This window comes from Geobacillus zalihae NBRC 101842, from assembly GCF_001544135.1.
Classification (GTDB): Bacteria; Bacillota; Bacilli; order Bacillales; family Anoxybacillaceae; genus Geobacillus; species Geobacillus zalihae.
This window is the reverse complement of the sequence record NZ_BCPV01000044.1, coordinates 1-13,759: the sequence shown is the minus strand read 5'-3', so window position 1 is coordinate 13,759 and position 13,759 is coordinate 1. Positions and strand designations below refer to the sequence as shown.

The 13,759-nt window shown below is 45.9% G+C and carries 9 protein-coding genes; 8 read left to right on the top strand and 1 reads right to left on the bottom strand.

Annotation, left to right across the window (positions count from 1 at the left end):
- The first annotated feature begins 2 nt into the window (after positions 1 to 2).
- Both GZ1_RS12280 and GZ1_RS12275 read left to right on the top strand, forming a co-directional pair.
- Entirely contained in the window at positions 3 to 1,484 is a 1,482-nt protein-coding gene (locus GZ1_RS12280) for a class I SAM-dependent DNA methyltransferase (protein WP_060788556.1), read from the top strand.
- Positions 1,481 to 2,911, top strand: coding sequence for a restriction endonuclease subunit S (locus GZ1_RS12275; RefSeq protein WP_060788555.1), 1,431 nt, complete (start codon positions 1,481 to 1,483; stop codon positions 2,909 to 2,911). Before GZ1_RS12280 ends, GZ1_RS12275 begins: the two co-directional genes overlap by 4 nt.
- Before the next feature lie 330 nt (positions 2,912 to 3,241).
- Here GZ1_RS12275 and GZ1_RS12270 read toward each other — a convergent pair whose 3' ends face one another.
- Positions 3,242 to 4,960 carry a methyl-accepting chemotaxis protein gene (locus GZ1_RS12270; protein ID WP_060788554.1) on the bottom strand — a complete coding sequence of 573 codons (1,719 nt, stop codon included), beginning with the start codon at positions 4,958 to 4,960 and terminating at the stop codon, positions 3,242 to 3,244.
- A gap of 274 nt (positions 4,961 to 5,234) precedes the next feature.
- Between GZ1_RS12270 and ganR the strand changes: the two genes are divergently transcribed.
- From ganR to GZ1_RS12240, 6 genes are all read left to right on the top strand, one after another.
- On the top strand, positions 5,235 to 6,227 hold the full coding sequence (ganR, locus tag GZ1_RS12265) for a galactan degradation operon transcriptional regulator GanR (protein WP_060788553.1): 993 nt from the start codon (positions 5,235 to 5,237) through the stop codon (positions 6,225 to 6,227).
- Positions 6,228 to 6,352: 125 nt separating this feature from the next.
- Positions 6,353 to 7,639 (top strand): arabinogalactan oligomer ABC transporter substrate-binding protein GanS, encoded by a 1,287-nt coding sequence (gene ganS / locus GZ1_RS12260; RefSeq protein ID WP_025039188.1) that lies wholly within the window; start codon positions 6,353 to 6,355, stop codon positions 7,637 to 7,639.
- Between the two features lie 145 nt (positions 7,640 to 7,784).
- A complete protein-coding gene (locus tag GZ1_RS12255; protein ID WP_060788552.1) occupies positions 7,785 to 9,041 on the top strand; it encodes a carbohydrate ABC transporter permease in 1,257 nt (418 codons plus the stop codon).
- Positions 9,042 to 9,044: 3 nt separating this feature from the next.
- The gene (ganQ, locus tag GZ1_RS12250; protein ID WP_060788551.1) at positions 9,045 to 9,896 is read left to right on the top strand and encodes a galactooligosaccharide ABC transporter permease GanQ; all 852 of its coding nucleotides are present in this window, start codon (positions 9,045 to 9,047) and stop codon (positions 9,894 to 9,896) included.
- A 22-nt stretch (positions 9,897 to 9,918) separates the two neighbouring features.
- Entirely contained in the window at positions 9,919 to 11,979 is a 2,061-nt protein-coding gene (ganA, locus tag GZ1_RS12245; RefSeq protein WP_060788550.1) for a beta-galactosidase GanA, read from the top strand.
- 116 nt (positions 11,980 to 12,095) lie between these two features.
- Positions 12,096 to 13,759: arabinogalactan endo-1,4-beta-galactosidase (locus GZ1_RS12240; protein WP_060788549.1), on the top strand; the 1,664-nt coding region annotated here is incomplete at its 3' end.

The window sequence follows — 13,759 nt, the reverse complement described above, 5'->3', positions numbered from 1 at the left end:
AGATGAACAACCGAGAAATTGTCCAAAAGCTGTGGAACTTGTGCAACGTCTTGCGCGACGACGGCATCACGTACCATCAATATGTCACCGAGCTGACGTATTTGCTGTTTTTGAAAATGATGAAAGAAACCGGGCAAGAATACATCATCCCCGAGCCATACCGTTGGGACGTGCTCGCCAAAAAGGATGGAATCGAGCTGAAAACGTATTACCAACAGCTGCTCATGGCACTTGGGCAGGAAGAGAACGAACTGTTAAGGCAAATTTACACCGACGCGACGTCCAACATCCGTGAGCCGAAAAACTTGGAAAAAATCATCCGCACCATCGACGCGCTTGACTGGTACAACGCGAAAGAAGAAGGGCTCGGCGCCTTGTACGAAGGGCTGCTCGAGAAAAACGCGAGCGAATTGAAATCAGGCGCGGGGCAATATTTCACCCCCCGCGTGCTGATTGACGTCATCGTCGAACTCGTTGACCCGAAGCCCGGCGAGCGCTGCCACGACCCGGCGGCGGGGACGTTCGGCTTTATGATCGCCGCCAGCCGCCACGTCCGGGCGAAAACGGACGACTATTTTGATTTATCGGAAGAAGAAATTCGGTTCCAGAAATATGAAGCGTTCTCCGGGGTCGAGCTCGTCCGCGACACGCACCGCCTCGCGGTCATGAACGCCCTCTTGCATGATGTGCACGGCGACATTTTGCTTGGCGACACGCTCTCTCCCCTTGGCGAGCGGCTGAAAGGGTATGACGTCATTTTGACAAACCCGCCGTTTGGCACAAAAAAAGGCGGGGAACGGGCGACACGGACCGACTTTACGTTTATGACGTCAAACAAGCAGCTGAACTTCCTCCAGCACATTTACCGGGCGCTCAGACCAAACGGCAAGGCGCGCGCCGCGGTCGTTGTGCCCGACAACGTGCTGTTTGAAGGCGGCGTCGGCGCCGACATCCGCCGCGACTTGATGGACAAATGCAACGTCCATACGATCTTGCGCTTGCCGACCGGCATTTTCTACGCCCAAGGGGTGAAAACGAACGTCTTGTTCTTCACCCGCGGGGAAACAGACACGGGCAACACGAAAGAAGTATGGGTGTATGATCTTCGCACGAACATGCCGTCGTTTGGCAAGCGCAATCCGTTGACGAAAGACCATTTCGCCGGATTTATGAAAGCCTACACCGCCGAAGACCGCCATCAAGTCGACGATGAACGGTGGAACGTCTTCACCCGCGACGACATCGCCAAAAAAGGCGACAGCCTCGACATCGGTCTCATCGCCGACGAATCGCTGTCCGTGTACGACAACTTGCCCGACCCGATCGACTCGGCTGAAGAAGCGGTGGAGAAATTAGAGCTCGCCATCTCGCTGCTCAATGAAGTCATTGCCGAACTGAAAGCGGCCGAACACCCGACCCGCTACGAACCGGCCAAAACCGAAATGCTCCACGTCGCTGAACGACTCGAGGTGTCAGAACGATGAGCAAGGCCAAACCAAAATCGATGGAACAGCTGCTCGAAGAAGCGCTCGTGCCCAAAGACGAGCAACCGTACGAAGTGCCGGGGAATTGGGTGTGGGTGAAATTTGGAGTTGTTGCCAAGTTATTTAATGGATATGCATTTAAAAGCACTGATTATTCTGATGAGGGTATACCAATAATTCGAATATCCGATTTAAATGGTATGGAAACAACTCCCGAAACCGCTGTTAGGGTTCCTAGAGAGCTCTACAATGAAAAGTTTTTGGTGCGCAAAGGCGACTTATTAATCGCAATGTCTGGGGCTACTACTGGGAAAATAGGTATATATAATTCGGACGAAATCGCTATGCAAAACCAACGCGTTGGAAATATCAAAACGATTAATGATAACATTTTATATGCAGCGTATAGAAATTATTTTGTGATTAGTTCCTCGACAGAAATTTCGAAATTGGCGTATGGTGGAGCACAGCCAAATATAAGTGGTGCTCTCATTGAAAGTCTGTCTTTCCCACTCCCCCCCCTAAACGAACAAAAACGCATCGCCGATAAAATTGAGCGGCTGTTTGCGAAAATCGACGAAGCAAAGCGGCTGATTGAAGAAGTGAAGGAGTCGATCGAACGGCGGCGGGCGGTCATGTTGGAGAAGGCGTTTAAAGGGCAATTAGGGACAAATGACCCGAGCGAGAAAAGTATATTGGAAACATCCGATGATCTAAGTGAAAAAGACGTCATTCCGAAAGAACAATGGCCTTATGAGGTGCCGGGGAATTGGGTGTGGGTGAAATTTGGAGTTGTTGCCAAGTTATTTAATGGATATGCATTTAAAAGCACTGATTATTCTGATGAGGGTATACCAATAATTCGAATATCCGATTTAAATGGTATGGAAACAACTCCCGAAACCGCTGTTAGGGTTCCTAGAGAGCTCTACAATGAAAAGTTTTTGGTGCGCAAAGGCGACTTATTAATCGCAATGTCTGGGGCTACTACTGGGAAAATAGGTATATATAATTCGGACGAAATCGCTATGCAAAACCAACGCGTTGGAAATATCAAAACGATTAATGATAACATTTTATATGCAGCGTATAGAAATTATTTTGTGATTAGTTCCTCGACAGAAATTTCGAAATTGGCGTATGGTGGAGCACAGCCAAATATAAGTGGTGCTCTCATTGAAAGTCTGTCTTTCCCGCTCCCCCCCCTAAACGAACAAAAACGCATCGCCGAGAAACTCGACAACTTATTAGAAAAATTAGAGAACGAAAAACAACTCGTTTTGGCAGCGGAGGAAAAGCTCGATTTAGTAAAACAATCCGTTCTCCAGAAAGCCTTCCGCGGCGAGTTGGGGACGAATGACCCGAACGATGGACACGCGATGGAGTTGGTCAAAGAAGCGTTGCTCTCGTCAAGCGGACAGCGGTGACGCTGTTCGCTTGATCGAATCATGATTTTGCATTGTGGGGGATGATGAAAGCTGCGGGGGATTGTGGAAGCGCGCAGAACGATTTCAGTTGTTCATGAACCAAACTGATGGTCAAATAAGCGCAGTGCTTTACAGATTTGGGACTGAAGTCCTCTTTGAGCATTTCCATAAATCACCATATGACTAAAATGCCTCCCAACCTTTCTGTCTTAAAGGATGAGAGGCATTTTATCTGCCCGGCTACTGTCGAACCCGGTTGAATCAGAGTGATCAAAAATAGCTTATTTTAGTAAAGAAAAAGAGTGAATGTAAAACATATACATTTTTTGCTTACCCGTTTGAATCAAGCGAGTGTTTTGATGCAATCGTAAACTTTTGCACCATTTCTTGCAACGTTTCGGATACATTCGCCAATGAAGCGGCTGCTGACGCAATCTCTTCCATGGAAGCGAGCTGTTCTTCGGTGGAATGGGCCATTGTTTTGGACGTCTCCATCGTCTTTTCGGCTGCAGCGGCGAGTTCCGCAACGGCTGAATCCAGTTCTTGAATACCGGCTGACAGCTGCTGTACGGATGCTGATACGTCTTCCAATTGGGTTGAGATGGTTTGCGAGTTTGCGAAAATTGTGTTGAATTTCGCTGCTGTTTCTTGGGAAGCATCGATGCCGTCTTGAACATTTTGCATCACATCTTCCATGCTCGTTGATGTGTTCTCTACATCTTGATGGATGCTAGACAACAAATGGGTAATTTGTTTTGTCGCTGCTTGCGTTTGTTCGGCCAATTTTCTCACTTCATCGGCCACGACGGCAAATCCCGCCCCATGTTCTCCTGCTCTCGCCGCTTCTATGGCGGCGTTTAAGGAAAGGAGATTCGTCTGCTCCGCGATTTGATGAATCGTGTGGACGACCGCTTCGATTTCTTTTGACCGCTCCTGCAACGTGTGAATCAGTTGTTCTGACCGGAGCACGGCTTGATGAATGTCCTGCATCTGCTCGGCATTTTTTTCGACCGATGTTTTCCCGTCTTCGGCTAAGTTTGTCATATGGACGGCCAAGTGGGCGATGGCTGTCGTACGCTCCGCGATTTGCGAGACGCCCTGCGTCATTTGCTCCATGGCGGCGGCGATTTCATCGGTTTGGCTGCTTTGGCTGTCCGCTCTGCTGGCGACCTCTTGGATGCCGACAGAAACTTGTTCCGTTGACAAGGCTGTTTGCTCCGCGCTCGCTGTCAGTTCCTCTGCAGCCGCGGCGACTTGCTCTGATGCATCCGCGACTCGGGTCAGCATTTGAGAAAGATCGTCTTTCATTTTGTTATAGCTTTCGACAATTTGTCCAATTTCATCACGAGTTTGGTCATTGATGGCAACCGTAAAGTCTCCATTCCCTGCTCGCTGGAGGGCGCTGGAGACGGCGGCCAATCGAGCATGGATGCGACGCGAGAACCATATTGCGGCTGCTGATGCCATCACGAATATGATGACGGCAGAAAGGACTAATGTTTTCAAAAGGGAAGACACGGCTGTGTCCACATATGTTTGGGGAATCCCCACATAAAACATCCCGATAATTTCGCCGCGATCGTTTTTAATCGGCATATATGCAGCTTGATACCATTGATGCAAAATATTCACTTCACGGAAGAAGGTGTTCCCTTTCTTTAACACTTGTTCCACCACTTCTGGAGGCGCGGTTGTGCCAACAGCCCGTCGATGGTTCACGATAATGTTGGTGGCAACCCGTGTTTCATTTTGAAAGATCGTGGCCGTTCCGCCCGTTAGGTTTCCGATTTCGTCCACGATCTGGTTGTTGTCGTTCATTTTCGTGTTTCCTTTATAAAGCGATCCGTCTTCGATAGCCCAACTCCCTTCATATTTTTCGTCAAGATAGCGATAGGCCAAGGAAAGACTGGATTTGACTCTTTCAAGCGTTTCTTTTTGGATTCCCTCTTTGATTTGAATAATGGCGGCAGCCGTCAAAACAGCGGTTAATAGAATAATAATGCAAAAAATCAAAATATTGATTTTTGTTCCTAGCTTCAACGTTTTCAATGAGCGCTCCCCCTCTCTATTCTTTGTCAAACATATCCATCATTATAGTAACAAAAGAGGAATTCATAAATAGTGTATTGTTCCTAATTGGGGTTCTATAATGGATCGAACGAATGGAGCGGGGCGATACTTTCCAACGAGAATGCTAACAACTTAGCTCTATGAGAAGGCAGCCGCAATGATTCATGATCATATGGTAAATAATTTTAGTAAAACCGTTGGATATTTGTTATAATACTCATGGATACAACCTAAGCAGAATGGGGTAATGCATATGGCCACGATTCGCGACATTGCTAAACAAGCAGGCTATTCCATTTCAACTGTCTCGCGGGTATTGAACAATGATCCAGATCTTTCGGTATCCGAGGAGACGCGGGAGAAAATTTATGAAGTAGCAGAAAAGTTGAACTACCGCAAGAAAACGATCAGAAAAGTGATTCGCAATATTGCTTTTTTATATTGGTTGACGGATAAAGAGGAATTAGAAGACGTGTATTACAAAACAATGAGGATGGAAATGGAAAAGCTGGCGAAAGAGTTTAATCTAGAACTGCAAATGTATAAAATTTCAGATGGCATTGACCAAATTCCAGAGAACATTGAGGGGTTTATTGCCGTTGGAATTTTTTCGGATCGGGAGCTTGAACGTCTGCGATCGATGACGACAAATGGGGTGTTTATTGATTTGTCGCCCGACCCGCGCTGTTTTGATTCGGTGCGCCCAGATTTAACACAGATCACTGAGCGAGCGATCGACTTCTTTCTTGAGAAAGGGCATACGGACATCGGCTTTATTGGCGGGACGTATCCGAATCCGAATACAGGAAAGGATGAGATGGACTCGCGCGAGCGGGCGTTTCGAAATTATATGAAAGCAAAGGGGTTGCTCAACGAAGAGTATATTTTTTGCCACCGGGGATTCTCATTTGACAATGGCTATGAACTCATGACCAAGGCCATTGAAACCCTAGGGGATCGATTGCCTACCGCGTTTTTTGTAGCGGCGGATCCCATTGCTGTCGGTTGTCTGCAGGCGTTGAATGAGCATCGCATTCCTATCCCTGAGCGTGTGAGCGTCATCGGCGTCAATAACATCAGCATTACCAAATACGTATCACCGCCATTGACGACATTCCATATTGATATTCATGAAATTTGCAAAAGTGCGATCGAGTTGTTGCTCGAGCGGATACAAAGAAAGAGAAACATTGTGAAGACATTGCTGTTAGGGGCTGAGCTTATCGTACGGAAAAGTACGAACTAGCCCTCTTTTTTGTTTCGTAAATATTTTTATTAATTTTAGTAAAAAGTTGTTTACATTTTTTATTGTTGGTGCTATATTGAAGGTAGTTAAGCGCTTCCAAATAAGAAGGGGGAATAGGGAAAATGATGAGGAGTATTAGTAAACATCTTGCGCTTATGAGTGTGATGGCTTTTAGTTTGTCTTTAGCTGCATGTGGGCCTAAAGAAAATGCTAATCAAGGATCTCGTGCAGGAGAAAACAAAGAGAGCAATGGAAAAGTAGAGCTCGTCGTTTGGGAAGACATTCAAAAAAGCGCAGGAATTAAAGATGCCATTGCCCAATTTGAAAAGGAAAACAATGTGACAGTAAAAATCATTGAGAAGCCGTATGCGAAACAAATTGAGGATTTGCGTTTAGACGGGCCGGCTGGCACTGGACCAGATGTATTGACGATGCCGAGCGACCAGATTGGGACAGCCGTGACGGAAGGGCTCATTAAAGAATTGAATGTTGAGGAAGACATTCAATCCATCTATACGGAAGCCGCTATGCAGTCGCAAAAAGTAAACAACAAAGTGTATGGTTTGCCAAAAGCGGTCGAGACAACGATGCTTTACTACAATAAAGATCTTATTTCCGAAGAGGAATTGCCGAAAACGCTTGAGGAATGGTATGAGTATTCCAAAAAAGTAACAGATGGCAAAAAATTTGGCTTTTTGGCTCTGTTTGACCAGATTTACTATGCTCAAAGTGTGATGAGTGCGTATGGAGGCTACATTTTTGGCAAGGACGAAAACGGAAATTACAATCCGAACGATATTGGATTAAATAATGCCGGCGCTGTCGAAGGGGCTAAAATGATTCAAAAATTTTATAAAGAACGTCTATTTCCGTCAGGAATGATTGGCGAGCAGGGTATTAATGTACTCGAATCGCTGTTTACGGAAGGCAAAGCAGCAGCGATCATTTCTGGTCCGTGGAATATTGAGCCGTTTACAAAAGCGGGAATCAACTTTGGAGTGACGAAACTTCCAGCGTTACAGAACGGAAAAAATATGAGCGCATTTATTGGAGTAAAAAGCTACAACGTAAGCGCCTACTCGAAACATCCAGATCTTGCTGAAAAATTGGTGATCTTTCTGGCGAATGAAGAAAATTCGAAAAAACGTTATGAAGTGACAAAAGAGGTTCCGGCTGTCAAAGCGTTGGCGGATGATCCGGTGGTGAAAAACAGTGAGGCGGCACGGGCGGTTGCGGAGCAATCTCAATTTTCTGAAATGATCCCGAATATTCCGGAAATGAATGAGGTGTGGAAGCCGGCCGATTCGGCATTGCAAACGATTGCGACTGGAAAAGCAGATCCGAAAGCGGCATTAGATCAAGCCGTGAAAACGATCAAAGGGCAAATTAAGGCGAAACATAGCGGCAAATAAGGGGAGAGAACAAGGTCCTTGCGCTTTCGTTTCTAACAAGGTGCAAGGACCTACAATAAATCGATCGTGATGGTGTGAAACGATCTTTTTGTTTGATGCGTTTTGTGTTGAAAAAATGTGTTCTTCAAGGAAAGAAGGGGAGTCCATGTCACACCGGAAAATGGCCTTATGTTTATCGATTATTCCTGGCCTAGGTCAATGGTATAACCGACAATGGGCGAAGGGAGTTTTGTTTCTTGTTTTCGCTGCCTCTTTTTTGACGGCGTTTGCCGATCTGTTCAACATGGGGTTTTGGGGGATTGTGACGCTTGGAACAGAAGTGCAACGCGATAATTCGATTTTTCTTTTGGCAGAAGGGATTATTGCGGTCATTGTCGCTTTGTTTGGATTGGCTTTTTATTGTTTCAATTTGTGGGACGCTTATAAAAGTGGTGAGCGGAGGGACAGGGGGGATCGGTTGAATACTCTGAAAGAAGAGTACCATCAACTTGTGGAACAAGGGTACCCGTACGTTGTCAGCAGCCCTGCTTTTTTTCTTTTGGTTTTTTCTGTTATTTTTCCAGTGTTGTTCAGTTTTGCTTTAGCTTTCACCAACTATGATTTATATCATACTCCTCCTGCCAAGTTGGTCGATTGGGTTGGGTTCGATACATTCCTCAAAATTTTTACGGTTGATATTTGGCGCTCAACCTTTTTTGATGTGTTGTCATGGACGGTCATTTGGACACTCGTTGCTTCCACTCTTCAAGTGGCGGCAGGTATTTTATTGGCGGTGATCGTCAACCAAAAAGACCTTCGGTTGAAGAAATTGTATCGAACCATTTTCGTATTGCCGTGGGCTGTGCCGGGATTTGTGACGATTTTAGTGTTTGCTGGCTTATTTAATGACAGTTTTGGAGCCATCAATCATACAATTTTAGCGGCGCTTGGCATCGATCCAATCCCTTGGATGACTGATGAGCATTGGACGAGGGTGGCGCTCATCCTCATGCAAGGATGGTTGGGATTCCCATATGTGTTTGTCGTGACGACGGGCGTTTTGCAGTCGATTCCTGAAGAATTGTATGAAGCAGCGACGATTGACGGAGCTTCCATGTTTGCCAAATTTCGATATATTACATTGCCGATGGTGCTGTTGGCGATGGCCCCGATTATTATTACACAGTTTACCTTTAACTTTAATAACTTCAACATTATTTATCTGTTTAATGGAGGCGGACCGGCTGTTCCGGGATCGACAGCGGGAGGAACGGATATCCTTGTGTCTTGGATTTATAAATTGACGATGCAATCAAGCCAATATGCGTTGGCTGCCGCTTTAACAATTTTGTTATCTTTGTTTGTCATGGGGATTGCGTTATGGCAATTTCGACGGACCAATTCTTTTAAAGAGGGAGTATAGAACATGAGATCCAGTGTCAGGTCAAAAAAATTCCTTCGCCTCTTCGTATCCTATGCCATTTTAACGTTTGTCGCCGTGGCAATCATCTATCCGCTGCTTTGGACTATTGGTGCCAGCCTGAATCCGGGGAACAGTTTAATCAGCACCACCCTTATCCCCAAAAAACCGACGCTTGATCATTATCGCGAGTTGTTTGCGGGCAAAGAAAGCTTATTGTACGAACGCTGGTATTGGAATTCGATGAAAATTAGCTTTTTTACGATGCTTGGTTCCGTGATTAGTGTTTCGTTTACCGCCTATGCATTTTCGCGTTTTCGATTTAAGGGGAGAAAAAATGCTTTAACGTTGTTTTTGCTGCTGCAAATGGTGCCGCAGTTTTCTGCGTTGATCGCTTTGTTTGTTTTGGCGCAAATGCTTGGGATGCTCAATAGTCACTGGCTGTTAATTTTGCTTTATATCGGCGGGCAAATTCCGATGAATACGTACTTGATGAAGGGATATATGGATTCGATCCCGAGAGATTTGGATGAAAGTGCCAAAATCGATGGAGCGAGCAATACGAGGATCTTTTTCCAAATTCTTTTGCCGCTGTCTAAACCAATGATTGCAGTCGTGGCGATGAACGGATTTACCGGACCGCTTGGTGATTTTGTGTTGTCATCGGCCATTCTCCGAACTCCTGATGCTTATACGCTTCCGATAGGGCTGTATAATCTCGTTAACGAAGTGATGGGGGCGAGCTATACAACGTTTGCAGCCGGGGCGCTTCTGATTAGCATTCCGGTAGCGATTGTCTTTTTGATGTTGCAACGGAACTTTGTGTCCGGATTGACATTGGGTGGAATCAAAGGATGATGCAGGGAAAGGAGACGACGTAATGCCAAAATATGAACGAACGTATATAACACAAGCGAACTTCATTCTTCATGGAGGAGATTACAACCCTGATCAATGGTTGGATCGGCCGGATCTTTTGCAGGCGGATCTTGAGTTGATGAAACTCTCCCACACAAACACATTCACGATTGGTGTATTTGCTTGGTCTGCTCTCGAACCGGAAGAAGGGGTTTATCGTTTTGAATGGCTCGATAAAGTGTTTGACGACATTTACCGTATTGGCGGGCGGGTGATTTTGGCTACGCCAAGCGGCGCCCGGCCAGCATGGTTGTCGCAAAAGTATCCGGAAGTGTTGCGGGTGAATGCGGCGCGTGTTCGACAGTTGCATGGCGGGCGTCATAATCATTGTTTTACCTCGAGCGTATACCGTGAAAAAACTCAACATATCAATCGATTGCTGGCGGAACGGTACGGAGATCATCCTGCTTTGCTCATGTGGCACGTTTCCAACGAATACGGCGGGGAATGCCATTGTAATTTGTGCCAAGAAGCGTTTCGTGAATGGTTGAAAAACAGATACAATCATGATCTTGACGCGCTGAATGCCGCTTGGTGGACATCATTTTGGAGCCATACGTACACCGACTGGTCGCAAATCGAGTCGCCGTCTCCGATTGGTGAGCATACGATTCATGGGTTGAATCTTGATTGGAAACGGTTTGTGACAGATCAGACGATTTCCTTTTTTGAAAACGAGATCGTTCCGCTTCGGGAGTTGACGCCTCATATTCCGATTACAACGAATTTTATGGCGGATACGCATGACTTAATTCCTTTTCAAGGACTTGACTACAGCAAGTTTGCGAAGCATCTTGACGTCATTAGTTGGGACGCCTATCCTGCTTGGCACAATGATTGGGAGAGCACTGCCGATTTGGCTATGAAAGTCGGTTTTATCAATGATTTGTATCGAAGTTTGAAGCAGCAGCCATTTTTACTGATGGAATGCACGCCGAGTTTGGTGAACTGGCATAAAGTGAACAAAGCGAAGCGGCCAGGCATGCACTTTTTATCTTCGATGCAAATGATCGCTCATGGTTCCGACAGCATCCTCTATTTTCAATGGCGCAAGTCGCGGGGGGCGTTTGAGAAACTTCATGGTGCGGTCGTCGACCATGACAATCGCACGGATAACCGTGTATTTCAAGAGGTTTCTAAAGTTGGGAAAGCACTCGAGAAAATGTCTGGCATCGTCGGAACCAATCGGACGGCGGAAGTGGCCATTTTGTATGATTGGGAAAACAATTGGGCGTTAAATGATGCGCAAGGATTTGCGACTGAAACGAAACGGTATCCACAAACGCTCGTACAGCATTATCGCCCCTTTTGGGAGCGGGATATCCCCGTTGATGTCATCACGAAGGAACAAGACTTTTCCCGCTACAAATTGCTGATTGCGCCGATGCTTTACTTAGTGAGCGAAGAGACGATTGCTCGTTTGAAACAGTTTGTAGGGAACGGTGGGACGCTTGTCATGACTTATATAAGTGGAATGGTCAATGAATGTGATTTAGCGTATTTAGGTGGCTGGCATCCCGATTTGAGGAAAACATTCGGCATCGAACCGATCGAAACGGATACCCTTTATCCACGCGATCGAAATTCGGTTCATTATCGTGGACGGTCTTACGAGTTGAAAGACTATGCAACGGTGATCAAGGTGTATACTGCAACAGTCGAAGGAGTTTATGAAGATGATTTTTATGCGGGTACGCCCGCTGTGACGAGCAACCAATACGGGAAAGGTCAAGCCTATTATATTGGCGGCCGCCTAGAGGATCAATTCCATAGAGATTTTTATCAAGAATTGATGGAAAAGCTCGATCTGAGGCCTGTCTTGGTTGTAAAGCATGGAAAAGGAGTATCCGTGCAAGCGCGGCAAGCGCCGGAATGTGATTATGTGTTTATTATGAATTTTACAGAGGAGAAACAGGCTGTTGTTGTTGAGGAAAAGGTGAAGGATCTGTTCACTGGCGAGGAAATCGTAGGGGAGATCACGCTAGGTAAATACGAGGTGCGAGTCGTGGAGAAAAGGAGATAAAGGAGAGAGAATCGTTCAAGCAACAAATCTGTCAAATAGAAAGGCTGGTTTCACACGGCAGCCAATCAAGTGTTTTGGTGTGCGATGTTAAAATAGTCATGGAGGCGGGGGAGAGGATGAGGAAACGATTTTTTTTCATACTAGTCGCCATGATGGTGATGATCATGCCGTTTTCGTCCAATCATATTCATAAAGCAGCGGCTGATTCGTATAATTATTTAATTAACGGGGGATTTGAATCGGATTTTTGGGCTGATGGGTCATGGACAGTCACTACACAGGATTGGAGTTCTGTTGATCTACAGCGTTTTTCTTATTCAAATGATGCATGGATCGTTCCGAATGAGGGAGATAGCGCCTTTAAATACTGGGTCCGCGATATAGCGAACGGAAATCAAACATTTACATTGAAGCAAACGATCGGACAGCTGCCGCCAGGGAGTTATGAACTTTCTGTTCAATCAATGGGAGGAGCAGGAGACGAAGCGGGTCATATTCAATTGTTCGCAGGCGATCAGATGGCGGAGGCTGTTGTTACAAAAGGATATAATTCTTGGGAGACGGTTAAATTGGAATTCACACTGGAAGAAGAAGCGTTGAACTTTGAAGTCGGTGCAATAGTTACTGGGAAACCGAACGCTTGGGGCTATATGGATCATTTTCAGTTGATATCGCTGAACAGTGCGGGAGGCCGAGAGGGGCCAAAGCCTGTTCCGGCTGATATTTTCGTAAAAAGGGTGGAGGGCCTAAGCAAAGGGTTCGTGAAAGGGGTCGATGTTTCGAGTATTATCGCCCTTGAGGACAGTGGGGTAAAATTCTACAATGCGGCTGGTAAGAAGCAAGATATTTTTAAAACGCTAAAAGAAGCCGGGATCAATTATGTACGGGTGCGCGTATGGAACGATCCTTATGATGCGAAAGGGCATGGGTATGGAGGCGGGAATAACGATTTGGAAAAAGCCATTGAGATTGGAAAGCGAGCTACGGCCAATGGGATGAGGGTGCTAGTGGACTTCCACTATTCCGATTTTTGGGCCGACCCTGCCAAACAACGTCCTCCCAAAGCATGGGCAAATCTCAATTTTGAAGCAAAAAAGAAAGCTTTATACCGATTCACGAAGGAAAGTTTAAAAGCAATGTTGAAAGAAAAAATTCAAGTCGGAATGGTTCAAATCGGAAATGAAACAAATGGAGCGTTTGTCGGGGAAACGGATTGGGCGAAAATATGTGAATTGATGAATGCAGGAAGCAGTGCAGTAAGGGAGATGAATCGGAATATACTGGTTGCGCTTCATTTTACGAATCCCGAAACTCCAGGCAGATATGCATCCATAGCGAAAATGCTTGCTGAACATAAAGTGGATTACGATGTGTTCGCTAGCTCCTATTACCCGTTTTGGCATGGTACTTTAGCCAATTTAACGTCTGTGTTGAAACATGTAGCCAATACGTATCATAAAAAGGTGATGGTGGCAGAAACATCGTATCCATATACGAAAAAAGATGGAGACGGCCATGAAAATACAGCTCCAAAGAGTTCTGGACAAATACTGAACTATCCGATTACTGTCCAAGGGCAAGCGAACTCGATTCGAGATGTGATTCAGGCAGTGGCGGCTGTAGGCAAACGGGGGATCGGGGTGTTTTACTGGGAACCTGCATGGATTCCTGTTGGCCCTCCTGAACGTCTCAAGCAAAATGAGAAAAAATGGGAAGAATATGGATCTGGTTGGGCGTCTAGTTTTGCTGCTGAATATGATCCTGATGCGGCGATATGGGG

Coding starts and splice junctions, on each gene's coding strand:
- GZ1_RS12280 (WP_060788556.1), top strand. CDS start 3: ATGAACAACCGAGAAATTGTCCAAAAGCTGTGGAACTTGTGCAACGTC.
- GZ1_RS12275 (WP_060788555.1), top strand. CDS start 1,481: ATGAGCAAGGCCAAACCAAAATCGATGGAACAGCTGCTCGAAGAAGCG.
- ganR (WP_060788553.1), top strand. CDS start 5,235: ATGGCCACGATTCGCGACATTGCTAAACAAGCAGGCTATTCCATTTCA.
- ganS (WP_025039188.1), top strand. CDS start 6,353: ATGAGGAGTATTAGTAAACATCTTGCGCTTATGAGTGTGATGGCTTTT.
- GZ1_RS12255 (WP_060788552.1), top strand. CDS start 7,785: ATGTCACACCGGAAAATGGCCTTATGTTTATCGATTATTCCTGGCCTA.
- ganQ (WP_060788551.1), top strand. CDS start 9,045: ATGAGATCCAGTGTCAGGTCAAAAAAATTCCTTCGCCTCTTCGTATCC.
- ganA (WP_060788550.1), top strand. CDS start 9,919: ATGCCAAAATATGAACGAACGTATATAACACAAGCGAACTTCATTCTT.